The organism is Bacillus sp. JJ1122, from assembly GCF_036964885.1.
Taxonomy (GTDB): Bacteria; Bacillota; Bacilli; order Bacillales; family Cytobacillaceae; genus Mesobacillus.
Genome location: NZ_JBALQL010000005.1, coordinates 34,907 through 55,991 on the forward strand (window position 1 = coordinate 34,907; position 21,085 = coordinate 55,991).

At 41.3% G+C, this 21,085-nt stretch carries 24 protein-coding genes; 11 read left to right on the forward strand and 13 right to left on the reverse strand.

Annotated features, from left to right (window positions below; translation table 11 throughout):
* The 3 genes from V7201_RS03530 to V7201_RS03540 all read left to right on the forward strand — a co-directional run bounded on the left by V7201_RS03530 (nt 1) and on the right by V7201_RS03540 (nt 3,107).
* A complete protein-coding gene (locus V7201_RS03530; protein ID WP_335375408.1) occupies nt 1-390 on the forward strand; it encodes a DsrE/DsrF/DrsH-like family protein in 390 nt (129 codons plus the stop codon).
* 26 nt (nt 391-416) lie between these two features.
* Entirely contained in the window at nt 417-1,538 is a 1,122-nt protein-coding gene (locus tag V7201_RS03535) for an MBL fold metallo-hydrolase (RefSeq protein ID WP_335375409.1), read from the forward strand.
* Between the two features lie 138 nt (nt 1,539-1,676).
* Nucleotides 1,677-3,107 (forward strand): bifunctional metallophosphatase/5'-nucleotidase, encoded by a 1,431-nt coding sequence (locus V7201_RS03540; RefSeq protein WP_335375410.1) that lies wholly within the window; start codon nt 1,677-1,679, stop codon nt 3,105-3,107.
* 83 nt (nt 3,108-3,190) lie between these two features.
* Here V7201_RS03540 and V7201_RS03545 read toward each other — a convergent pair whose 3' ends face one another.
* The 7 genes from V7201_RS03545 to V7201_RS03575 all read right to left on the reverse strand — a co-directional run bounded on the left by V7201_RS03545 (nt 3,191) and on the right by V7201_RS03575 (nt 8,152).
* Nucleotides 3,191-3,775 (reverse strand): peroxiredoxin family protein, encoded by a 585-nt coding sequence (locus V7201_RS03545; protein ID WP_335375411.1) that lies wholly within the window; start codon nt 3,773-3,775, stop codon nt 3,191-3,193.
* The gene (locus V7201_RS03550) at nt 3,772-4,383 is read right to left on the reverse strand and encodes a hypothetical protein (RefSeq protein ID WP_335375412.1); all 612 of its coding nucleotides are present in this window, start codon (nt 4,381-4,383) and stop codon (nt 3,772-3,774) included. The genes V7201_RS03545 and V7201_RS03550 overlap by 4 nt, the downstream gene beginning before the upstream one ends.
* Nucleotides 4,380-4,793 carry an OsmC family protein gene (locus V7201_RS03555; RefSeq protein ID WP_335375413.1) on the reverse strand — a complete coding sequence of 138 codons (414 nt, stop codon included), beginning with the start codon at nt 4,791-4,793 and terminating at the stop codon, nt 4,380-4,382. The genes V7201_RS03550 and V7201_RS03555 overlap by 4 nt, the downstream gene beginning before the upstream one ends.
* A 121-nt stretch (nt 4,794-4,914) precedes the next feature.
* A complete protein-coding gene (locus tag V7201_RS03560) occupies nt 4,915-5,982 on the reverse strand; it encodes an ATP-binding protein (RefSeq protein WP_335375414.1) in 1,068 nt (355 codons plus the stop codon).
* Nucleotides 5,969-6,667, reverse strand: a complete 699-nt coding sequence (locus V7201_RS03565) for a response regulator transcription factor (protein WP_335375431.1) — start codon at nt 6,665-6,667, stop codon at nt 5,969-5,971. Before V7201_RS03565 ends, V7201_RS03560 begins: the two co-directional genes overlap by 14 nt.
* A 34-nt stretch (nt 6,668-6,701) precedes the next feature.
* Nucleotides 6,702-7,415, reverse strand: a complete 714-nt coding sequence (locus V7201_RS03570; RefSeq protein ID WP_335375415.1) for a cytochrome c biogenesis CcdA family protein — start codon at nt 7,413-7,415, stop codon at nt 6,702-6,704.
* A gap of 551 nt (nt 7,416-7,966) precedes the next feature.
* Complete coding sequence (locus tag V7201_RS03575) at nt 7,967-8,152, reverse strand: hypothetical protein (RefSeq protein ID WP_335375416.1); 186 nt, start codon at nt 8,150-8,152, stop codon at nt 7,967-7,969.
* 43 nt (nt 8,153-8,195) lie between these two features.
* On the opposite strand from V7201_RS03575, the gene V7201_RS03580 reads away from it, so the two are divergent.
* Complete coding sequence (locus V7201_RS03580; RefSeq protein WP_335375417.1) at nt 8,196-9,098, forward strand: LysR family transcriptional regulator; 903 nt, start codon at nt 8,196-8,198, stop codon at nt 9,096-9,098.
* A gap of 22 nt (nt 9,099-9,120) precedes the next feature.
* On the opposite strand, the gene V7201_RS03585 is transcribed toward V7201_RS03580, so the two are convergent.
* The 6 genes from V7201_RS03585 to V7201_RS03610 all read right to left on the reverse strand — a co-directional run bounded on the left by V7201_RS03585 (nt 9,121) and on the right by V7201_RS03610 (nt 14,115).
* Nucleotides 9,121-10,704 (reverse strand): YncE family protein, encoded by a 1,584-nt coding sequence (locus V7201_RS03585; protein WP_335375418.1) that lies wholly within the window; start codon nt 10,702-10,704, stop codon nt 9,121-9,123.
* Between the two features lie 25 nt (nt 10,705-10,729).
* The gene (locus V7201_RS03590) at nt 10,730-11,341 is read right to left on the reverse strand and encodes a 4Fe-4S binding protein (protein WP_335375419.1); all 612 of its coding nucleotides are present in this window, start codon (nt 11,339-11,341) and stop codon (nt 10,730-10,732) included.
* Nucleotides 11,342-11,357: 16 nt separating this feature from the next.
* Complete coding sequence (locus tag V7201_RS03595) at nt 11,358-11,738, reverse strand: c-type cytochrome (RefSeq protein ID WP_335375420.1); 381 nt, start codon at nt 11,736-11,738, stop codon at nt 11,358-11,360.
* 120 nt (nt 11,739-11,858) lie between these two features.
* Nucleotides 11,859-12,383 (reverse strand): cbb3-type cytochrome c oxidase subunit II, encoded by a 525-nt coding sequence (locus tag V7201_RS03600; RefSeq protein WP_335375421.1) that lies wholly within the window; start codon nt 12,381-12,383, stop codon nt 11,859-11,861.
* A 15-nt stretch (nt 12,384-12,398) separates the two neighbouring features.
* Complete coding sequence (locus tag V7201_RS03605) at nt 12,399-13,772, reverse strand: cbb3-type cytochrome c oxidase subunit I (protein WP_335375422.1); 1,374 nt, start codon at nt 13,770-13,772, stop codon at nt 12,399-12,401.
* A 211-nt stretch (nt 13,773-13,983) separates the two neighbouring features.
* Nucleotides 13,984-14,115, reverse strand: a complete 132-nt coding sequence (locus V7201_RS03610; RefSeq protein ID WP_335375423.1) for a hypothetical protein — start codon at nt 14,113-14,115, stop codon at nt 13,984-13,986.
* Between the two features lie 145 nt (nt 14,116-14,260).
* Here V7201_RS03610 and V7201_RS03615 point away from each other — a divergent pair, with 145 nt between their 5' ends.
* The 7 genes from V7201_RS03615 (at nt 14,261) to V7201_RS03645 (ending at nt 20,967) form a co-directional block, all read left to right on the forward strand.
* Nucleotides 14,261-14,398: a hypothetical protein gene (locus V7201_RS03615; RefSeq protein ID WP_335375424.1), complete on the forward strand. Its 138-nt coding sequence runs from the start codon at nt 14,261-14,263 to the stop codon at nt 14,396-14,398.
* A 650-nt stretch (nt 14,399-15,048) separates the two neighbouring features.
* A complete protein-coding gene (locus tag V7201_RS03620; RefSeq protein ID WP_335375425.1) occupies nt 15,049-15,528 on the forward strand; it encodes a DsrE/DsrF/DrsH-like family protein in 480 nt (159 codons plus the stop codon).
* A gap of 79 nt (nt 15,529-15,607) precedes the next feature.
* Complete coding sequence (locus V7201_RS03625; RefSeq protein WP_335375426.1) at nt 15,608-16,186, forward strand: sulfurtransferase TusA family protein; 579 nt, start codon at nt 15,608-15,610, stop codon at nt 16,184-16,186.
* 34 nt (nt 16,187-16,220) lie between these two features.
* A complete protein-coding gene (locus tag V7201_RS03630; RefSeq protein WP_335375427.1) occupies nt 16,221-17,348 on the forward strand; it encodes an MBL fold metallo-hydrolase in 1,128 nt (375 codons plus the stop codon).
* Between the two features lie 107 nt (nt 17,349-17,455).
* Nucleotides 17,456-17,683, forward strand: coding sequence for a sulfurtransferase TusA family protein (locus tag V7201_RS03635; protein WP_335375428.1), 228 nt, complete (start codon nt 17,456-17,458; stop codon nt 17,681-17,683).
* 103 nt (nt 17,684-17,786) lie between these two features.
* Nucleotides 17,787-18,563: a sulfite exporter TauE/SafE family protein gene (locus V7201_RS03640; RefSeq protein ID WP_335375429.1), complete on the forward strand. Its 777-nt coding sequence runs from the start codon at nt 17,787-17,789 to the stop codon at nt 18,561-18,563.
* Between the two features lie 577 nt (nt 18,564-19,140).
* Nucleotides 19,141-20,967, forward strand: coding sequence for a M6 family metalloprotease domain-containing protein (locus V7201_RS03645; RefSeq protein WP_335375430.1), 1,827 nt, complete (start codon nt 19,141-19,143; stop codon nt 20,965-20,967).
* Nucleotides 20,968-21,085 lie beyond the last annotated feature (118 nt).

Here is a 21,085-nt window from a genome sequence, read left to right on the forward strand (position 1 = left end):
ATGAAAGTAGCTATTATCGCCGCTAACGGCGGCATGTTCGACGCATATAAAGTATTCAATATCGCAACTGCGGCAGCAGCAACAGATGCAGAGGTAGGGATCTTCTTTACGTTTGAAGGATTAAACCTGATCCATAAAGAAGCCCACAAGCAGCTTCCGCTTCCTGCTGGGAAAGAACACTTCCAGGAGGGCTTCCAGAAAGCAAATGTTCCTCCGGTCGAACAGCTTGTTGAAATGGCACAGGAAATGGGCGTTAAAATGATCGCATGCCAAATGACTATGGATGTCATGGCTCTCGAAAAAGAAGCGTTTGTCGATGGGATTGACGTTGGCGGCGCTGCATCCTTCCTGCACTTTGCCAGCGATGCGGATGTAACTTTAACATTCTAATTGAAGCCTGAAACAGGAGGGACTAAATGGTACAGACCATCTCAGTAAAAGAACTGGCCAGGAAAGTCATTAATCATGAGGATCTCTTTATCCTTGATGCGAGAAACACCGAGGATTTTGATGACTGGAAGATTGAAGGCCATAATGTAAAGGTTCATAATATACCGTATTTTGATCTCCTTGAAGGTATTGATCCAGTCATGAATGTTCTGCCTAAGGAAAAGGATATTTTTGTCATTTGTGCTAAAGGTGGATCCTCTGAGTTTGTGGCTGAACAAATAGAAGAGGCAGGCTTTAAAGATGTATTCTCCGTTGAAGGCGGAATGAAAGCTTGGAGTGAGCATTTAGAGCCGGTGAAAATCGGTGATTTTAAGGACGGGGGCTCCATTTACCAATTCGTCCGAATCGGGAAGGGCTGTCTATCATACCTTGTTGAATCGGATGGCGAGACTGCGATCATTGATACAAACAGGATGATCGAGCAATATGAAGGGTTCATGTCAGGGAAGGATTTTAAGCTCGTAGCCCTGCTTGATACGCATCTTCATGCGGATCATATTTCCGGGGGCCGGAAGCTGGCGGAAAAAGCAGGAGCCAAATACTATCTCCCTCCGAAAGATGCGGGTGAAGTAACCTTCCACTATGAACCGCTTCAGGATGGCGATGAAATCAAGGTTGGAAGCACAGTCATCCGTGCCTTGTATTCACCAGGACACACCATTGGAAGTACATCTTTCATTGTCGATGACCAGTATTTGCTGACGGGCGACATTCTGTTCATCGATTCCATTGGCCGCCCTGACCTTGCTGGTTTGGCACAGGACTGGGTAGGAGACCTGAGGGATACATTGTACAAACGCTATAAAGAACTTGCCGATGAACTCCTCGTTCTTCCAGCCCATTATATGGGCATCAATGAAATGAATGAAGACGGAAGTGTATCTGAAAAGCTTGGGGTCCTGTATGCACAAAATCACGGCTTGCAGATTGACAGTGAAAAAACGTTCAGAAAAACGGTTACTGAAAACCTTCCGCCGCAGCCTAACTCCTATCAGGAAATCAGGCAGACGAATATGGGTAAAATCGACCCGGATATTGAAGAACAGCGTGAGATGGAAATTGGACCAAACCGCTGTGCGGTCCGTTAAAAAAGCAAAAGAAGAGAGTGCCATATAGGTACTCCTTTCGATTAATAAATAGGCTAGGGCTTTTTTCGCAAGCTTCATGCATCTCAGACTTTGACAGGAAATTTACGAAAAGAGCCTTATTAAATTGGAGGAGCTGCAATGAAGAAGTTGACGATCATCCAGCAGAATGACACTCATGGAAGTTTAGGTCTTCATCACGAATTATTTTGGCGGGGGGATACTCCTGGATTGAAACAAACCGGCGGTTTACCCCGGATTGCTAAGTATGTAAAGGACTTAAAGGCGCAAAACGACAATGTCCTTTTCCTTGATGGCGGGGATTTATTTCACGGTACCCTACCACTTGTTTCAACAAAAGGAAAGACACTTTTGCCTGCTCTGGAAAAAATGCAGCTGGACGCCTGGGTTCCGGGCAACTGGGATTTCGCTTACGGGAAGGAACAATTGGAATGGTTGGCAAACAGCTTGCCCTTCCCGACACTTGCTTGCAATGTAACGAGTGAGGATCCAGCTGATACGTTTTTAAAACCATTTACGATCAAAGAGGTGCTGGGGATAAAGGTTGGACTGATCGGACTGACGTATCCATATGTAGATGAAACAATGCCTGATAGCTTCTCTAAAGGACTCGTTTTTTCAAAGGGTGTTGATGAGACCCGTAAGTGTGTGACAGAGCTTAAAGGCCAGGTGGATTTAGTGTTGCTATTAAGTCATATGGGACTTCCTCTTGATGTTGAACTCGCTGCTCTAGTTGATGGGATTGATATTATCCTATCTGGCCATAGCCATGACAGAATTGAACAGCCTATTTCGGTAAATGGAACCGTCGTTGTTCAGGCAGGCTCAAGTTCATCCTTCCTTGGCAAGCTTGATGTAACCCTTGATAACGGAAAAATGGAAGACTGCCAATACGAATTAATTACAATTGATGAGCAGTTTCCAGAGGATGAGGAAATGGCTGGAATGATCGCAGATATTTTAGAGCCTTACCAACAGGAACGGACCAACGTTGTCGGTAAAACAGGTTCAATATTACACCGGATGACCTTAAATGAAGCACCGATGGATAAACTGATTACCGATGCCTATCTGAATGCATTTGATGCCGATTTGGCGTTTTCTCACGGCTGGCGGTATGGAACGCCGGTGCCTGCAGGTGACCTTACCGAATACGACTTGCACACAATCATTCCGACGAATCCGGAAATGTTTACGATGGAGATGACAGGGGAGCGCCTTAATAAGGCTCTTGAGAAGAATCTTGAAATGGTATTCTCCAGGGATCCGTTCAAACAAAAAGGCGGTTATATCTTGAGATCCTCAGGATTATTCATGGCCTTTAAGCCATATAATCCTGAAGGCAACAGAATCCAAAAGCTGCTGATTGGCGGCAAGGAAATCGACATGGGCAAAAATTATAAGATTGCTGGAGGCGGAAGACAGCTGTTTAAGAGAGCAGAGGCTGATAAAACCTATCACGGTACCCATGCTATTGAGGTCATTAAGCAGTTCCTAAAAGAAAAGGGAACTTTTACAGCAGATGAACAACCGAAAATCATAAGTATTTAATGGCTGCTTTATCAGAGGTTTTTGCTTTTAATACAAGTACTTCAATAAAAAACAAGTCGCAGCTCATCAGCCGCGACTTGTTTTTATTGAATACCAGTTAATTTCTTCATCATATTCTCATCCATTGGACCGACGATTTTCTTCGTGATCACACCATTTTCATCGAGAATATAACTTGTTGGGATGGTGAAGGCCTGGTAGGTGGTTCCGGCAGTCCCTTCTTCATCAAGAGGAATTGTGAAAGTCAAACCATATTCTTTAACAAAATTTTGGACTTCATCGACGCCTTTATCCATATTAGTCAGGTTAACAGCGAGAATTTCCACGCCTTTATCCTTGTTTTCTTCATAAAAGTTCTGCATGTGCGGCATTTCTGCTTTACATGGCGGGCACCAGGTTGCCCAGAAATTCAGGATCACCTTTTGGCCGCGGTAGTCTGAAAGCTTAACTGTCTTACCATCAAGAGTATTCAGTTCGAAATCAGGAGCTTCAGCCCCTTCACGTAACGCAGAAAGCTTAGCACCGGGGATATCTTCAGTTTCCACCGATTCTTCCGTTTCGTCTGTCGTTTTCTTTTCACTTTCAGTCAAATTTGGTTTCCAGATATTCACGACTAAAATCACAGCCGCAAGAGCTAGAATCGCAAAAGATAATAGGTTCTTGTTCAAGACGGTAACTCCTCCTTATGAACTCGCTGAAATAGTAGCAAGATGATTCCGAGTGCAAATAGTAAAAGGTTTTCTACTGCGAGCAAATCTGAAAATAAGCTCAGGATAAGCGCTTCTAACATTAGGAACAATATTGAAAGCTGCTGGTTCAGTCCAGCCTTCTTAAAATAACAAAAAATGAACCCTAACAGAAGAGCAGCCTGTACTGCTGCCGCTGGGAGATTTTCGGAAAAGGCAAACAAGACTGTCTCGTATAGAAGGAAAAATATTAAGTATGCAGGAAGAAATTCCTCCCTGTTGATTCCACTGTCCTTTTTCCGGGTTATAAAAAATAAATAAAGTGAGATTCCGGCAACGGCAAGAATCTGTCCATTTGTACCGCCAGTGAAGTAGAGCAGGGATAGCGGGTTATCAATGAACATTTTAAAATTAAAGAGCCCGTAGCTTAATTTTGAAATAGCGATATAAATAAAGAAACTATTCCAATACCAGTCGCCAATGCTTTTCTTTTCCTTTAGCCAGTAAACAATTGCTCCGATAAAAATCGCGGCAAAAGCTGCAAGCAAATCTACCGGCAGCGTAAATCTGCCGACCGTTATATAATTCAAGCAACATCACCTTTTTTTGGCTGGCCTGGCGTGAATTCAATCTGGTACTTTACATCAATGCTGCCGATTACCGATTGAATCATGCCGCAATTTTTCAATACGAGAATGCCAATCTTTTCAGCCTGTTCCGCCTTTTCTTTTTGATCCGTTTGAACACTTACTTTGAATGTCAGCTGTTCAATCCGGTTAGCTTCGTCTGGATTTCTCACGGCTGAAACATTTACGTCAATTCTCTTATAGTCTATTCTTTTCTTTGTTAAAATATTTGCAAGAAGGGAAGTGCTGCAGCCCACTAGTGATGAAGCGAATAGCTCAAAAGGGCGGTATCCAAGTTCGCTATTTGGCGATACAGGAAGGAACCCGTATTCAAGCTGTCCAATAATTTTATCATTATAATAAGTAAATTCCATCGATCTCGCTCCCTTTTTTAAGGCTTTTTCGTGAACGATGCTGCTTTTAAACTTTAGGAAGCAACATTCATACGTTAATAACCTTTTTAAAACAGTATGAATCTGTTTTGTTAAGAATTGATTAAGAAGCGGGATGATGAGGAAGGCTTATCCAAAATGAATGATCAAGTCCATTTGTTTCAAGTCCAATTTTGCCGTTATGGGCCTCAATGATGCTCCGGGCAATCGCGAGACCCAAACCTGCGCCGTCAGCTTTGGTGCTTCGGGATTCTTCGAGACGGTAAAATCGTTCAAAGATAAGCTCCTTTTTTTCCGGATCGATGTAATAGCCCTTATGGGAAAAAGTAATGGTGTAAAGTTTTCCTTCAAGTTTTGCTTCAACAGATAAGTGGCGGCCTAAATCATAATCGATAATATTTTGCAGAAGATTGGATATCACTTGCTTTAGTCCATCTTTATGGCCAAATACGAGAGAAGGCTTTATCTCAAGATTAAACGAATCAAATTGACGGTCTATTTTAAGCTTGAAGGCGGCAATTGATTCTGTCACGACCTCGTCGATTTTTACAGCTTCAAACTGTTTTTCCAGAAAATAAACATCTTTATTCCAGGCGTCAAGTTCCGATATCAAATCGACAATTCGGGTAATCCGTCGGGATTCCTCCAGCAGCGATCCAAACAATTCGCGATCGCCGGTCAAAACCCCGCTATGAAGGGCTTCCAAATACCCATTAACATTGGTAAGCGGAGTTCTTAGTTCATGAGCTATATCCCGCAGCATTTCTTCCCGTCTCGTTTGGATGACAGACAGTGATTCTGTCATTGCATTGAAGTTTGTGAGCAATTCTCCTAATTCACCTCTTGCAGAAATCTCGATTTGATGAGGGATTTTTCCTTCCTTTATTTGATTGGCTGCTGCGGCCATTTTTTTAACTGGCTGAACGATGCGTCTTACGGAAAAATAATGGACAAGTCCTGCTCCAATATAGGCTATGATACTGACCTTTATGAGGAAGGAATCTAAGGTATCGACCAGTTGGGCTCCGGTGATCTGCTCATGGTTCACAAGGAAGCAGGCATAATCCTTTACGGAGATTCCTGCAAGCATGATAACAAGCAGAATGACAACGCTGTTCACAGCAACAAGCTTTGATAATAATAAATTGCCTATGCTTTTAATTCGCCGCAAACCTATACCCCATTCCTCTCACAGTTTGAATATAATCCTTTGGCGTCTTTTCTTTGATTTTTTCACGGAGATTCTTAATATGGACATCAATCGTCCGTTCAGTCACTGCCTTTTCATTGTTTTCATAGATAGAGTCCAGAATTTGTGTCCGTGAAAGAATCTGGCCAGGGTGCTGCATGAACATATGGAGGAGCCTGAATTCAAAGTTTGTTAAATCAAGGAGTTCTCCATCGATTCTCGCTTCTCCTTTTGCAGGTTTGATTGTAAGACCTGTAAAAGTCAACTTTCCGCATCTGCTGGCAGTCCTTCTAAGAACGGCCTCAATACGGACCATCAGTTCAGCAGGACTGAATGGCTTGACCACATAATCATCAGCACCGAGCTTGAAACCTTCAATCCTGCTTTTTTCCGATGCCTTAGCAGTCAGCATGATCACAGGCATCATGCTTTCAAGATCATTCCTTAGCCATGTGCAGATTTCTTCACCGCTTTTCCCGGGAAGCATCAGGTCTAGGATAAGGATGCATGGGTCATATTTTTCAATCATTTTCATTGCGAGAATTCCATTGTCCGCTTCAAGGACCTCATATCCTTCGTTTGTTAAGTAAATCTTCACAAGTGTCCTGATTTTTGGGTCATCCTCTACAACCAATACGCTTTTGCCAATCAAATCTTTATTCACAATGAATGTCACCCCTTCGGACAGCCCTCAGATAAGATTAAAATTGAAATATGCTGTAAGCAGAAAGCCATGCACTAATTTTTTGCATTTGTCCGGAAAGTACAAGGAAGCCCATTCCCACCATGATCATGCCGTTCACAAAAGCCAATTTAGCAAGATACTTGTTGATTTTCTTGATTGCTTTTAAAGAATAAGAAATAACGAACGAGATGACCAGGAAGGGCACAGCCATTCCAAGAGAGTAAGAAGTCAGCAAGTACATGCCTTGATATAATGTATCCGACGAACTTGCAAGCAGCAGAATGGATGACAGCGCAAGTCCTACACAAGGTGACCATCCACTTGCAAATGCCATGCCAAGAAATACGGAACTGAAGACACCTTTGGATTTTGTTTCAGAATGCACCTTTTTTTCCATCATTAAAAATTTGATATTCAACAATCCAGCCATCTGCAAACCGAAAATGATGATCAGCAATCCGGCTGCCTGCATAACGATCGTTCTGTAGTTTGCGAACACCTGGCCAAGAAACGACGCAGATGCGCCCATGACAATAAAAATAAGACTAAAGCCGATGATGAAGCCGAAAGAACGGGTGAATAGAGTAGTTCGGTCCACTGCAACCTTTGAACCCTCGATCTTGCCACCGGTTAAATGCGTTATGTAAGCAGGAAGCAGGGGAAAGACACATGGTGAAAAAAATGATAAAATCCCTGCAGTGAAAGCAAAAAACAATCCTATTTCATTCATTTTAAAATCACTCCTTTTCTATATCTCTATATTGTGCAGGTTTTGTTAAGGCTTAATTAAGATGGTACAATTCTAATTATTCATTATACCCATATTGGTATATAATTTGAAATGATGTATAATGATTTCTATCCATTAGTTTAACATGATTTAGTGTTTGAATCTTTTGATGGATAGTTTGTTCATATTAAAGGTTTAAGTAGAGCCTATTAAAAAATAGGCTGTGTTAAACTTGTCTGTTGATTTCCGCTCCAGGCGCTTCGCTTTCCGTGGGGCGTCAGGTGAGCCTCCTCGTCGCTTTGCTCCTGCGGGGTCTCACCTTGGCCGCTGATCCCCCAGTACACTGAATAGCTTCCTCGAATCTGCCCACGCACGATGGAATTGCGATAGCATTTTCGGAGGAGTCTGCGCGCCTTCCGCTCCAATCCACAGGTGCTAAAAAATCAACATTGTACTTTAACACAGCAAAAAAATAAAAACCCAGGAAAATTTCCCAGGTTCTTTTACAATCATTTGACAGGTTTTAAAACCCTGTATGGTATAATGCGTTATTAGTGGTTTAAATTTTTCTTGATTCCGAAATAGGTGAATAGGGAAACTGCGGACAAAATGGTCATTGAGGCGATTTCAAATTTTACATCACGGTATGTGATTGAATTGTCCTTCGTAAAGTACATCAATCCAAAAATAAAGACAGACAATACTAAGACGGTTACGATAATATCTGCTTTTTTCATTTTATTCCCTCCAATTCTATAGTTATTAAGGGGTGCGATCATATTGAACTTGGAACATCTAAAGACATTCATTGCTGCGGCTAAATATGAGAGCTTCTCCCAGGCAGGCAAGATGTTAAATTTGTCTCAGCCGGCTGTCAGCCATCAAATCAGCCAACTGGAGGCTTACTATAATAAACAATTGTTCATCAGGGCTAAACGCAAAATCGTTTTGTCTGAGGCCGGAAAAACTTTATATAATTATGGTCAGCAGCTGCTTGCCTTGAACGACAAATTAGAAAGCTTATTGGCTGAGGGTGATTCGAGCCAGACCATTAAAATTGGCTGCAGCAATACGATCGGGGAGTGCTTGATTTCAAAAATGGTCCAGGACTTCATTAAATTGAATCAGGACATTTCGAGTGACCAAATCCAGATCACGATCGGGACTTCCATCCACATTACCGATTTGCTGTATGCATCAGAAATTGATCTTGCCCTTGTGGAGGGTCAAGCTGATCGCTATAATTTTGTATCACATGAATTCTACGATGACATGCTTGTTCTAGGTGTGTCACCTCAGCTTAGAATCAATCCTGAAAACCAATTGCCCGAAAAGCTTGCAGATTTGACATGGCTGATCCGCGAACCTGGCTGTGCCATGAGGCAGGCAACCCTTGATTTATGGAAAGGGCTGAATATAGAACCGAAATCAGTCCTCGTCTATAACAGCAATACATTAATCAAGGAAGGTGTAAAAAATGGATTAGGTGTTGCCGTATTTTCAAAACTGGCGATATGTCCTGAAATTCAGACAAGACAGCTAATTGTCAGCCGTTTTAAAGACTGGGACCGTTTCCGTCCATTTTACCTTCTTAGAAAAGATCAGCAATATAAGTCAACACTTCACGAACGATTATGGAATCATATCGTCCAATTAGATGAAAATCCTAATGCTCAATGTTAATGGAGCATTAGGATTTTTTCTTTTACTTTTTGTCACTCTTTTCAGCGGTTTCCAGTTCAAGCTCTGTTTTGATATTTAGTGTTTTATGGTCGCCAGATGCAAGATAATCAATGATCATTTGTCTTGATGCATCGTCCATCTTAGCACCATTACCCTTCATCCGGTCCACAACTGAAGTCCAGTCTTCCGCTGTTTTACTAGAGTTTTTCATAATACGTCCAATATCATGGCATACAAGGCATGTGTCAAGGAAAGCTTGTTCGTTTTCATTTCTTGCTTTAGGGAAGACTAGAGTGGATGCTTTCTTCACTCTGTTCGCTTCTTCTTCATTTTTTGTTTGGTATGCCAATAATTTGTCTTTTGGAACATTGGTTTTAAGCGCAATACCATTCGGATTCAAGCCGACTGGTATTGTTTGCCTGAAATCCTTCTTTTTTGTCATATCAATCTTGGTTAGAGTCTTATCTCCCCAGTTTGAGCCGAACATGACGCTTCCATTTGGACTCCAGTTGAGCCAGTGAATATTCTGGACGCCCCAGATTTTTCTGACGATTTTGTAATTTTCCTCAGGGTCCAATACTGTCAGATAGCCGGCACCATTTTGGGAAGTATACCAGTATCCATCCGGACCAAGATAGGCAATGTTTGTACCCGCGCCTGTCTTAACTGTTCTGATGAATTTCAATTTATCAGTATCAATGATGGAAATGGAGCCATCATTACGGTTACCTGTTACAAGGTCATGAGTATCACCCATGAAGCTTAAATTTACCGGCTTAGGAATGTCACCGATTTTTTTCAAAAGCTTCTCACTCTTAGCATCATAAATGGCTACTTCATCATCGGCTGTGTTAGCAACAGCTACATACTTGCCATCATTGGACATATCAAGTCCTGAGCCTGTTCCTTTGCCGTAGTCTGTCTGAGTTCTTTCCAGGTGTCTCATTTCTCCGGATTCAATGTCAATCACAGTAATGAAAGGCTCTGCCTGCAAGCTGACAAATAGCTTCTTGCCGTCGGGAGTCACATTTAAATCCCTTGGCTTTTTGCCGACATCTTTGAATACTTTTACAAGTTCAGCAGTTTCTGCATTAAACATACCAACTGCCCCAACTGCGTTCAAGGAAGTGAAGGCATATTTGCCGTCTCTTGAGAAAGTCATATGCTGTGGTGCAGGGGGCTTATCAAAGCCAGGGAAATCGATATTATGATACTCGAGTGTATCCATATTGATTGCGACTACGCTCGTACCATAACGCTGAGTTGCGAACGCCCACGTTTGATCTTTATTCATATGGATATGGTGCGGTGTTCCTGAACTTTGAATATATTTTACCGGGTTGCCTGTTTTAATATCTGCAATCGCTATTCCGTTACTAACTTCGTTCGCAGACAGGATCCAGCCTTCGCCATTCCAGTTCATGTTTGTATCGGCATTGCCGTTAGGCTGGTCTTTCCACCAGTTTGGAGAATAGTTCTTATCCAGCTCAGGAAGTTCCTTTTTATTCACATCATCAAGAGATGTCTCTTTTACCGCTGCTTCTGAACACGCAGTTAGTGAAATGGTCATTAGTGCGAAAGCTGATAGTTTAAGAAGTTTTTTCATATATGTCCTCACCTCACTCTTTTCATTAGAACCATCCGACAAGCAGAATCAGCACAAGGGCAGTAGTTGTTCCCCATGTAATCCATACTCCAGGATGTGTAAGCCACTTTGTCTTATCATCCACACGGGAAATACCCTGGGCAAGTCCGTATGGGCAAACTTTACAGAATGAATTTCTTGCCTTATATGACAGGGCTGTATATAGAACACCTGTAGAAGTAACAAGGAAGAAATATTTGTCCATCTTAAAGTGTATTAACGACTTCCAGATGGTGATTGGGTCGTAAAAATAGCTTACGGTTGCATAGGCCATAAAAAAGCTGACAACCAAACTTAATAGAAAAGTTACAGCTTTGCCTTTTTCACCTAATTTTCCTTCAATTTTGTTTAAAAGCATGCTGAAGGTATTATGCGGGCAAGCATATTGGCAAAACGCCCTGTATACAATCATGGATAATGCTAAAAAAGCCATGAGGAACAAGAAAAGGAATACAAAAAATAGATAACCAGCTTCATAGCTTAACTGAAAACCGAATAAGTACAATTTTTCGTTGTCAATGTCCATCCTGAATCCGTTCCAAAACGGCAGAGTAAAGATAATGATGAAAGAAGCCCATCTTATTACATTTTTAATCACAAAAATCCTCCTTTCTTTATCTGTAATTTTCTAAGTACGTATAGACTTGGTCTATTTCTTTATCTGTATATAGGTGGCCGATTGCCGGCATCGTGTTACGGCCATTTTTGATTACATTTTTAATGTCTTCTTCTTTTAGCCTATCCGTTACACCCTTAAGGTCAGGTGCCGCTCCTGTCGCATGGCAGTTTAAGCAAGTACCAGTGAAAATAAGTTCTCCCTTGTTTTCCTGAGGTGCGGCAGCAGGTTCCACCTGTAATTTGCCCGGCATAAAGAGGGCATAGCCAATTGCCCAAATAGCTACGACATAAAATACAGCTACCAATAGTTTAGGCACTTTATTATGTTCAATTTTGATATCCGAAACAATATCTGCTTCTTTATGTTCATTTTTCATTTTTTTCACCTGCCTTTTTGAATGCTGTTCTAATACGGTTGATTACAAAATCATCTCCTTAAACACGGGTTTAAGGAGATGATGTTATGGAAATGAAAGGGTTTTGGCCAAATAACTAAGTTATGAGCCATTTCCTTCATTTTTGCTTTCTTCGAGTCGTTCCTCTGTCGGCTTAAGGCTCATTAAATAAGCGATAAGGTCATCAAGTTCCTGGTTAGACAAGTAATCGAAAGAAGGCATGATCGAACCAGGGCTAGTTGATTGAGGATCGATCAAGTGCTGACGATGCCAATCTTCATTATATTTCAGACCAACCCACATTAAATCAGGGCCAGTACGATTAGAACCCATCAATTGTGGCAGATCGTATTTATAATCTCCTCCCTGTGAAACTGGACCAAGGTTTTGGTTCTGGTCAGCTGGCAATGCCCTTACGAACTGTGTGTGGCAAGTCTGGCAGCCGTTTTGGATGTAGATATCTCTTCCTCTTGCTTCGGCAGAATCCTCAGGATAATTGCGCAGCTCGCCGCTTGCGGTCGCTGAGTTGATTTCCGAGTCGAACAGGGGAAGGATAACCGTGCCGGCAACACCGAACATCCATAAAATAAATGCAACAATTAATACTGATGATGGTTTACGTTCCAAGTTGTTCCCTCCTCCTTAAGCAGTAGCAGCCTGTTGCTGTGATTGCTGTTTTTTCTCGATTTTTGCCAGTTTAATTGTTTTATACATATTCCAGGCAAGGAAGAACTGAGCGACATACATCATCGTTCCGCCAATCGCGCGTCCTTTTACATAAGGTTCCATCATTAATACAGTCTTAAGGAATGGAACACCGTCAATCCAAGCAAAACCTTGGACGACACCAGCGATCCATAAAGAGAATGCGAACACTAGGAATCCAACAGTAGAGAACCAGAAGTGAGCTTCCATTGCTCTCTTGCTGAACATTTCACGTCCAACGATTTTTGGCAGGATGTAATAAATTGCAGCGAAAGATGTGAAAGAAAACGCTCCAAATGGTCCCATATGTGCATGCCCTACAGTCCAGTGAGTGAATTTAATAACTGAACTTACAGATGGAAGAGCTTGCAGCGGTCCTTGAAGACACGCAAATAAGTAAAAAATGGTTCCGGCCATCGTGAAACGGAGCGGCACACTCGTTCTAGTCTGTGACCAAGAACCTTTCATTGTTCCCCAGAAGTTAGCTAAAACTGCCCAAACAGGAATCAATAGAACAATGGATGGAATTACACCGGCTTTGGAAATCCAGCTCGGGATCGGTCCATTCATCAAGTGGTGAGGTCCATTCCATACATAGAATGTTGCGATTGCCCAAAAACCGATCATGGAAAGCTGATGGCTGTATAATGGCCGTCCAGTTAGCTTTGGCAGCAGATAATAGATCTGTCCAACGCCAACAGTCGTCATCCAAAGACCAATCGCGTTATGGCCAAGGAACCAGCCCATTAAGCCTTGTTGTACGCCGCTTGGGATAAGGGATGGCGGGAAGTTGCCGACAATCCAGGTAAATGGCAGCCATAGAAGGGAACCAAGGAAATACCATAGGCTGACATACAGCATTTTTTCCTGTCTTTGTCCGACAGTCTTGAAAAGGTTATAAGCTACAAGTCCAATAGCAATCAGAACTTGAACGTCAACCCAAAGCGGGAATTCGCCATACTCAATAACAGAGGTCTGGCCATCCAGTAACGCAAAGAAACCTTCTAAAATGACGACGTTGTATACTATTAAAGAAAAATTCCCAAGTTTTTCGCTGAAAACCGTCGTTTTAGCCAGTTTCGGAATCATGTAAAACATTGAACCGACATACGCCATAGAAAGCCATGCGTAAATAACGAGCATGACGTGAGCAGAACGAATATGCCCGTATGTTGTCCAGCGATTGTTTAACAATTCTGGCCATATTTGTTTTGTTGCCGTAAGAAGTCCCATGCTCATGCCGATGATGATCCAGAAAACAGCAGCGATGAACCAATTCTTTGAAGAACTCCATTTTTCGTCTGTAAACATTTTGACACTCCCTTGTTCATAAAATAACCACATATATTTCACAATTTCTTCACAATCTGCTATTAAAATCATACATCTGATAATGAGATACAGTTATTCAACTTTTCTATAGTGTTATCCAAATGTTTTATACATGCCTTTTAACTGGTAAAAAGGCTTCGTTTTTGGCATTTTTAGCAAAAAAAAAAAGAGCTGAAAATTCCAGCTCTGATCAGTCAATATGAATTTTGTCTTCTTTTTTATTGGACTTTTTTCGCAAAGTATCAAGGATGAAGATAATCAGGACGGGAACTCCGAGGTAGTAAAATAAATCAAAGAAAAATCCCAGTGATGCATGGTCCATAATTTAACCCCCTATACTATTTTGACCACATTGTAATCCGAGAGCTTTCATATTACAACCCCCTGAAAAATACTCTGGACGGTGTCATGGATTTCTGTTAAAGTAATTCGATAGAACGAGAAATCCATAAAAATAAGGGGGGATAATGATGGTCACAGGAGCTTGGATCTTATTGGTAGTCATGATCGCATCCACCGCATCCGCAGGCTTGATCTGGTATTGGAGCAAGAAAAATGGCCTTTATGATGAAAGTGTGAAATACAGAATGCTTGATGAAGAATAGAACCTATATAGCGCAAACTTTACAATCTGCTAATTATAAAGTTTGACTTGCCAGGGTTCAATTATTTTCCTTCCTTACCTTACCTCTTATAAAAATACCGCTAACTGCCACAGAAACACTATGTTGATAAAACTTTTTCTTCTATTAAATAATGTTCCCTTCTATTTGTTGCCTCAATTTACTCTTATACTAATTATTTCTAAAAACGCTCATTTGATTTTTAAAAAAAATCTTATTTTAGTTTTGGGCTGTGTTTAAGCTCAGTGTTGGTTATTAGCGGCAGTTGATTGGAGCGGAAATCAACAGTCAAATTTAACTACTTATCTTTTGGCTCTGTTAAACAAGTCTGTTGATTTTCGTTCCAGGCGCTTTGCTTTCCGCGGGGCTGGCGCTTTTTTACCATATAATATTGATTATTAAAGTCTGTTGAATGAATCGGAAAATAAGCATCATAAACGGAAATGAATAGTTAAAGCCTTAATATAAATATTAATGTCATAAAAAATTCATAAATACTGTTGACATCCTCACTGAATTTTTATATGATATACCCTGTAAGGTATTTAACAACGTAATCACGTTAGAAACTATAGATATTTTTTTAGACAGATAAATACCCGCTACCGTAATGATAGAGAGGGAGAGTGTAAATGGGAGAAACAAAAAAAACAACGATTGTTTTATTCAGTGGAGATTATGATAAGGTGATGGCTGCCTATATCATTGCAAATGGAGCTGCAGCATATGATCACGAGGTAACGATCTTCCACACATTCTGGGGATTGAACGCTTTAAGGAAAGATGAGCCGATCAAGGTTGAAAAATCATTCATTGAAAAAATGTTTGGCAAGATGATGCCAAGAGGCGCGAACAAAATGGGTCTTTCAAAAATGAATTATGCAGGCTTTGGTCCTAAAATGATCAAAGATGTTATGAAGAAGCATAATGCAATGCCGCTTCCAGATCTAATCGAGATGGCTAAGGAACAGGATGTTAAGCTTGTTGCCTGCCAAATGACTGTGGACCTGCTTGGTCTAAGACAAGAAGAGATCATGGAAGGTGTTGAATTTGCCGGTGTAGCAGCATATCTTGCTGACGCTGAAAATGGCAATGTCAACCTGTTCATTTAATAAGGGACTTTCACTTAGGGCGGCTCGCTGCTCTAAGTGAAAATAACTTCATAGACAAACTCAAAGTGGAGGTCGAACAATGGATACAGTAAAAACAAATTCCACAGTCGATGCAAAAGGGCTTGCTTGCCCAATGCCGATTGTCAGAACAAAAAAAGCAATCAACACTTTAAATCCTGGCGAGGTTTTAGAATTGCTCGCAACGGATAAAGGGTCTAAGGCGGATATTCAAGCATGGGCAAAGAGCTCAGGCCACCAATATCTTGGAACAATTGAAGAAGGCGATGTTCTTAAGCACTACATCCGTAAAGGCGGAGCAGGTGAAGAGAAAGAAGAAACACAATATCCAAACGTTGTTTCAAACGAGGATGTTATCAAGAAACTTGAAGCAAACGAGGATGTTGTTGTCCTTGATGTTAGAGAACCAGCTGAATATGCTTTTGGCCATATTCCAAATGCTCTTTCAATTCCATTCGGTGAGCTTGAAAGCCGTGTGTCAGAACTTGATAAAACAAAAACATTCCTTGTTGTATGCCGCACTGGAAACAGAAGTGACATGGCATCTCAAACACTTGCAAGCAATGGTTTTGAAAATGTTTGGAACGTTGTGCCAGGCATGTCTGATTGGAATGGACCAACTGAATCAAAAGTAAAATAATTTTTTTGACAAAAATATACCCCAGGAGGTAAAAATGAATATGAAAGCTATGACGTCTAAAGAAGTTACGAAAAAGGTATTCAACAAAGAACCATTCTTTATTCTTGATGTCCGCAATGAAACAGACTTTAATGATTGGAAAATCGAAGGCGAGAACTTTGAATATTTGAACATCCCATATTTTGATTTACTTGATGGTGTTGAAGAAATTCTTGATCAGATTCCAACTGACAAAGAAGTCCTTGTTGTATGTGCAAAAGAAGGTTCTTCCGTGATGGTTGCTGAAATGCTTGAAGAAGCTGGCCGTGAAGTTTCATATCTTCAGGGCGGAATGAAAGCATGGAGCGAACACCTTGAGCCTGTTAAGGTCGGCGATCTTAAAGATGGCGGAGCTATGTACCAGTTTGTCCGCATTGGCAAGGGATGTCTTTCTTACATGGTCGCATCAAATGGTGAGGCTGCATTGATCGATGCAACAAGGATGACTGATATTTACCTTGATTTCGCTAAGGAAATTGGCGTAGAAATCAAGCATGTATTTGATACTCACCTGCACGCTGACCACATTTCTGGCGGCAGGAAGATTGCTGAAGCAACAGGTGCATCATACTGGCTTCCACCAAAAGATGCTGAAGAAGTTACATTCAACTATCAGCCTTTAGAAGATGGCAACAATGTGAAAATCGGTGAGACAAACATCGACATCAATGCTTTGTATACTCCAGGCCACACAATCGGATCTACATCTTTCGTAGTAGATGAAAAGTATCTTCTATCAGGAGATATACTATTCATTGACTCAATCGGACGTCCCGACTTGGCTGGTAAGGCAGAAGACTGGGTATCTGACCTAAGAAACTCACTATACAATCGCTTCAAACAGCTTTCCAATGAACTTCTTGTACTTCCAGCTCACTTCATGATCATCGATGAGCTGAATGAAGACGGAAGCGTATCTGAAAAACTAGGTACTCTTTTCGAAAAGAACCACGGCTTGAACATTCAAGACGAAGCTGAGTTCAGAAAGCTTGTAACAGAGAATCTGCCGCCACAGCCAAATGCTTATCAGGAGATTCGTGAAACAAACATGGGTAAAATCAGCCCAGATGATGAAAAGCAAAGAGAAATGGAAATCGGGCCAAACCGCTGTGCGGTAAGATAATTCAAATTATCCTCAGGGGGAGTGGAACAAATCTTCCTGAGGTGCATCTTAAATAGAAATGATCAATCAATTATCAAGAAGTAAAACATCTTAGGAGGAATTTTAACATGAACGTAGCAAAAGTTTTAGATGCAAAAGGACTTGCTTGTCCAATGCCGATCGTTAAGACAAAAAAAGCAATCGCTGATATCCAATCTGGTGAAGTACTTGAAATCCATACAACTGACAAAGGCGCTGTAAAAGATCTAGCTGCTTGGGCGGGGTCTACTGGAAATGAACTTATTAAGCATGAAGAAGAAAACGGTGTGTTCAAGTTCTGGATGAAGAAAGCCTAATTGAACGGAGGGGGAGCTTGTCCCCCTTTTCTTATGTTTTTAAAAATAGTTTTAACTGGTTTTAGCAACACATTTTGCTTATGAAGAATAAGGAGGAAGCCTAATGGATTTAAACTTTTTAATCGTCATTTTCTTAATTGGCTTTATTGGTTCTTTTATATCAGGAATGGTCGGTATCGGCGGTTCCATCATTAAATATCCTATGCTATTATACATTCCACCATTGTTTGGTTTGGCTGCGTTCAGTGCGCATGAAGTGTCTGGAATCAGCGCGGTACAGGTATTCTTCGCTACAATCGGGGGAGTCTGGGCTTACCGCAAAGGCGGCTACTTGAATAAGACATTAATTATTTATATGGGTGCAAGCATCCTGATTGGTAGCTTGATCGGAAGCTATGGCTCACAATTCATGTCAGAAGGCGGCATCAACGTTACTTATGGTATCCTTGCTCTGATTGCAGCAGTTATGATGTTTGTTCCTAAAAAGGGTATCGATGATATTCCACTTGACCAGGTTACTTTCAATAAATGGCTTGCGGCGGCATTTGCATTTATCGTTGGGGTAGGGGCAGGTATCGTAGGAGCAGCTGGTGCATTCCTGCTAGTTCCAATCATGCTTGTTGTCCTTAAAATACCAACAAGAATGACAATTGCTACTTCGCTGGCAATTACATTTATCTCTTCTATTGGATCTACAGTCGGCAAAGTCGTGACTGGCCAGGTAGATTATGTTCCGGCACTAATCATGGTTGTAGCAAGCTTGATCGCTTCTCCTCTTGGTGCAAATGCAGGTAAGAAGGTTAATACCAAAATTCTTCAGTACATCTTGGCAGTATTGATCCTTGGTACAGCTATTAAAATCTGGCTGGATATATTGTAGGATATAAAGAGAAAAGCATTGCTTTTGCGATGCCTCAGACTGCAGACAAACTCGTTGAAAATCGAGCTTGCCTGAGTCTTTTTTTTTTCTGTAAGATGGGTTTGTTGCTAATTTGAGACAACTGTTTAATTAACTCTTTTAGGTATCCAAGAGGCCTTATTGGCGACCTCTTTTTCCATAATTTTCTCTTTTAGGTATCCAATAGGCCTTATTGGCGACCTCTTTTTCCATAATTTTCTCATTTAGGTATCCAATAGATCTTATTGGTGCCCTCTTTTTCCAAATTTTTCTCTTTTAGGTATCCAATAGGCCTTATTGGTGCCCTCTTTTCCTAATTTCTGGATTGTTGGTAACCAAGAAGCTATATTGGTGTTTTTATTTATCGTATAAATGATATAGAAAAACGAAGAATGAGTGACCCAGCCGGTAATAAATTGGTAATATGATAAAAAATTCTGAAAAATAAGCCTTTTGTATTACTGTCTAATCTATCAAACCATACAAAATCCCTATTTAGAATATACTGAATATTTTATAATATTTAGGATATAGAAATATATTAATAGGGAGTGACATCATGTTAAAAGTCCTATCCACTTCAGCGCTGTCTCTTGCGTTGGCAGGAAGCGCTGTATTTGCTGGAGTCAGTGCAAATGATTCAACCGTAAAACCACAAAGTAAATATGAAATCAGCCTTGCGCACCATGTTGGTGCAGCACCTGAACTTGTCGATAAAGCGAAGAAACTGGGAATCGATATTTCAAAGGTGGATCCTGCTGAGAAAGCAGCAGTAAATGGAACAAAGTTTCAGCAGCCAGGAGATAATCATGTTGCTTACAGAGAAGCAAAAGGGGATGTTCCGGTTTTAGTTCTTTTAGCTAAGTATCCTGAGGGTGATGAACCTGTAGGTGATATGAAGGGACAAGTCCCTGCAAAATACTATGAGGACTTGATTTTTGGCACAGAGTATAACCCCTATGAACTTGAACAGTTCAAACAATATGATGGAGCAAAAGTTCCGAAAGACCGTACAATGCAAAACGCTTATAAAGAATCAAGTTATGGAAAAGTCAACTTGGTCCGCAAAGAAAATACTGAATTTGTGTGGGTAGAGATGCCAAAAGGTGCTTCATACTATTTGGATCAAGAAGGCAAATATGCTGAAAGCGGAAAGTACGTACTTGGTAACGAAAACGGAGATGCACATACTGGTGAATTCATTCGCGACCTGTTGAAAGCAGCCGATGAGCAGGTAGACTTCTCTCAATATGCCGAGAATGGCGAAGTGCCGAACGTGTTCGTTATCCATGAAGGAACAGGAGCAGAATTCAGCCGCGACCCTGCACAGTTCTGGTCTCACAAGTGGAGCCTCCTAAGTGCTTTATACTATGGAAAATACTATGAAACAGGCAAGCCATCTGATCAGTATGAAGGTATGAGTCAAAGCGCTTGGATCAACAAAACGGTTAAAGAGGACATGACATATGATGGCGTGATTGTTAACAACTACAACATCCAGCCGGGTATCGGCGGTAACGTTGCAGGATTTGATGCTGCAACAGGTACGTACAAAGAAGAAGCGAAAACGGGTCCATTCCCAGCGCAGACAGGTGTTTATGCACACGAATTTGGACATGCTCTAGGTTTGCCTGATTTCTATGATACGGTTTACACATCAGAAGGTGTGGGGAACTATTCAATGATGGCAGGCGGGTCATGGATGCGCTACCCTGATGCTTCGGTTTACAGCGGAAACTCACCGACACATTTTGATCCATTCTCAAAGGTATTCTTAGGATGGGCAAATCCAATTGAAGTGAAGCCTAGCCAAGGTGTAAGAGAAATTACATTGCCACCAATCAATAAAGCAACAGCAGATAACGGCATTGTAAAAATGGAGGTTCCAGGCTCAAATGGCACGGAATACTTCTTATTTGAAAACGTTCAGCAGGACGGCTTCAACAAGGGGTTAATCCGTCAGGGAGAGAATTCTAAAGGTTTAGTTGCGTGGCATGTCGATGAAAATGTCATTAATCTTTACCAGACTGCCGGCTTCCGTCCAAATAACGTGGAGAACTGGATGAACAAACGCTTCCAATACAACCAGTCACAAACGGCAAGCAATGGTGATGTCGTCACTCACTATGGTTTATCTGTCCTTCAGGCAGACGGATTATATGATCTTGAAAAGAACGTTAACCGCGGTGACTCAGGTGACTTCTTCAAAACAGGCAGCAAGATCACTCCGGTATCTGGTAATGTACACTCGGGCTCTTACTACTTCTGGAAGGGCTTTAGCGACACACCTGCAGATTCAGGAATCCATGTAACAAACATTGTGGAAAACAAAGATGGCTCAATCACAGCTAAATTCTTCTACAACTTTAATTCGAGTGTAAAATAAAAAACAAAACCTGAGCGGGATATTTCCCTGCTCAGGTTTTTTAACAAGATAAGAAAGTATAAAATTCACTTCGAGAAATGTCCAGGTCCAGTGCCTACCCCCCTCGAGTCGCTTGTCT

Coding starts and splice junctions, on each gene's coding strand:
- V7201_RS03575 (WP_335375416.1), bottom strand. CDS start 8,152: ATGAAAAAAGCAGATATTATCGTAACCGTCTTAGTATTGTCTGTCTTT.
- V7201_RS03630 (WP_335375427.1), top strand. CDS start 16,221: ATGAATATGAAAGCTATGACGTCTAAAGAAGTTACGAAAAAGGTATTC.
- V7201_RS03540 (WP_335375410.1), top strand. CDS start 1,677: ATGAAGAAGTTGACGATCATCCAGCAGAATGACACTCATGGAAGTTTA.
- V7201_RS03620 (WP_335375425.1), top strand. CDS start 15,049: ATGGGAGAAACAAAAAAAACAACGATTGTTTTATTCAGTGGAGATTAT.
- V7201_RS03605 (WP_335375422.1), bottom strand. CDS start 13,772: ATGTTTACAGACGAAAAATGGAGTTCTTCAAAGAATTGGTTCATCGCT.
- V7201_RS03535 (WP_335375409.1), top strand. CDS start 417: ATGGTACAGACCATCTCAGTAAAAGAACTGGCCAGGAAAGTCATTAAT.
- V7201_RS03530 (WP_335375408.1), top strand. CDS start 1: ATGAAAGTAGCTATTATCGCCGCTAACGGCGGCATGTTCGACGCATAT.
- V7201_RS03645 (WP_335375430.1), top strand. CDS start 19,141: ATGTTAAAAGTCCTATCCACTTCAGCGCTGTCTCTTGCGTTGGCAGGA.
- V7201_RS03570 (WP_335375415.1), bottom strand. CDS start 7,415: ATGAATGAAATAGGATTGTTTTTTGCTTTCACTGCAGGGATTTTATCA.
- V7201_RS03610 (WP_335375423.1), bottom strand. CDS start 14,115: ATGGACCATGCATCACTGGGATTTTTCTTTGATTTATTTTACTACCTC.
- V7201_RS03595 (WP_335375420.1), bottom strand. CDS start 11,738: ATGAAAAATGAACATAAAGAAGCAGATATTGTTTCGGATATCAAAATT.
- V7201_RS03555 (WP_335375413.1), bottom strand. CDS start 4,793: ATGGAATTTACTTATTATAATGATAAAATTATTGGACAGCTTGAATAC.
- V7201_RS03640 (WP_335375429.1), top strand. CDS start 17,787: ATGGATTTAAACTTTTTAATCGTCATTTTCTTAATTGGCTTTATTGGT.
- V7201_RS03615 (WP_335375424.1), top strand. CDS start 14,261: ATGATGGTCACAGGAGCTTGGATCTTATTGGTAGTCATGATCGCATCC.
- V7201_RS03625 (WP_335375426.1), top strand. CDS start 15,608: ATGGATACAGTAAAAACAAATTCCACAGTCGATGCAAAAGGGCTTGCT.
- V7201_RS03635 (WP_335375428.1), top strand. CDS start 17,456: ATGAACGTAGCAAAAGTTTTAGATGCAAAAGGACTTGCTTGTCCAATG.
- V7201_RS03585 (WP_335375418.1), bottom strand. CDS start 10,704: ATGAAAAAACTTCTTAAACTATCAGCTTTCGCACTAATGACCATTTCA.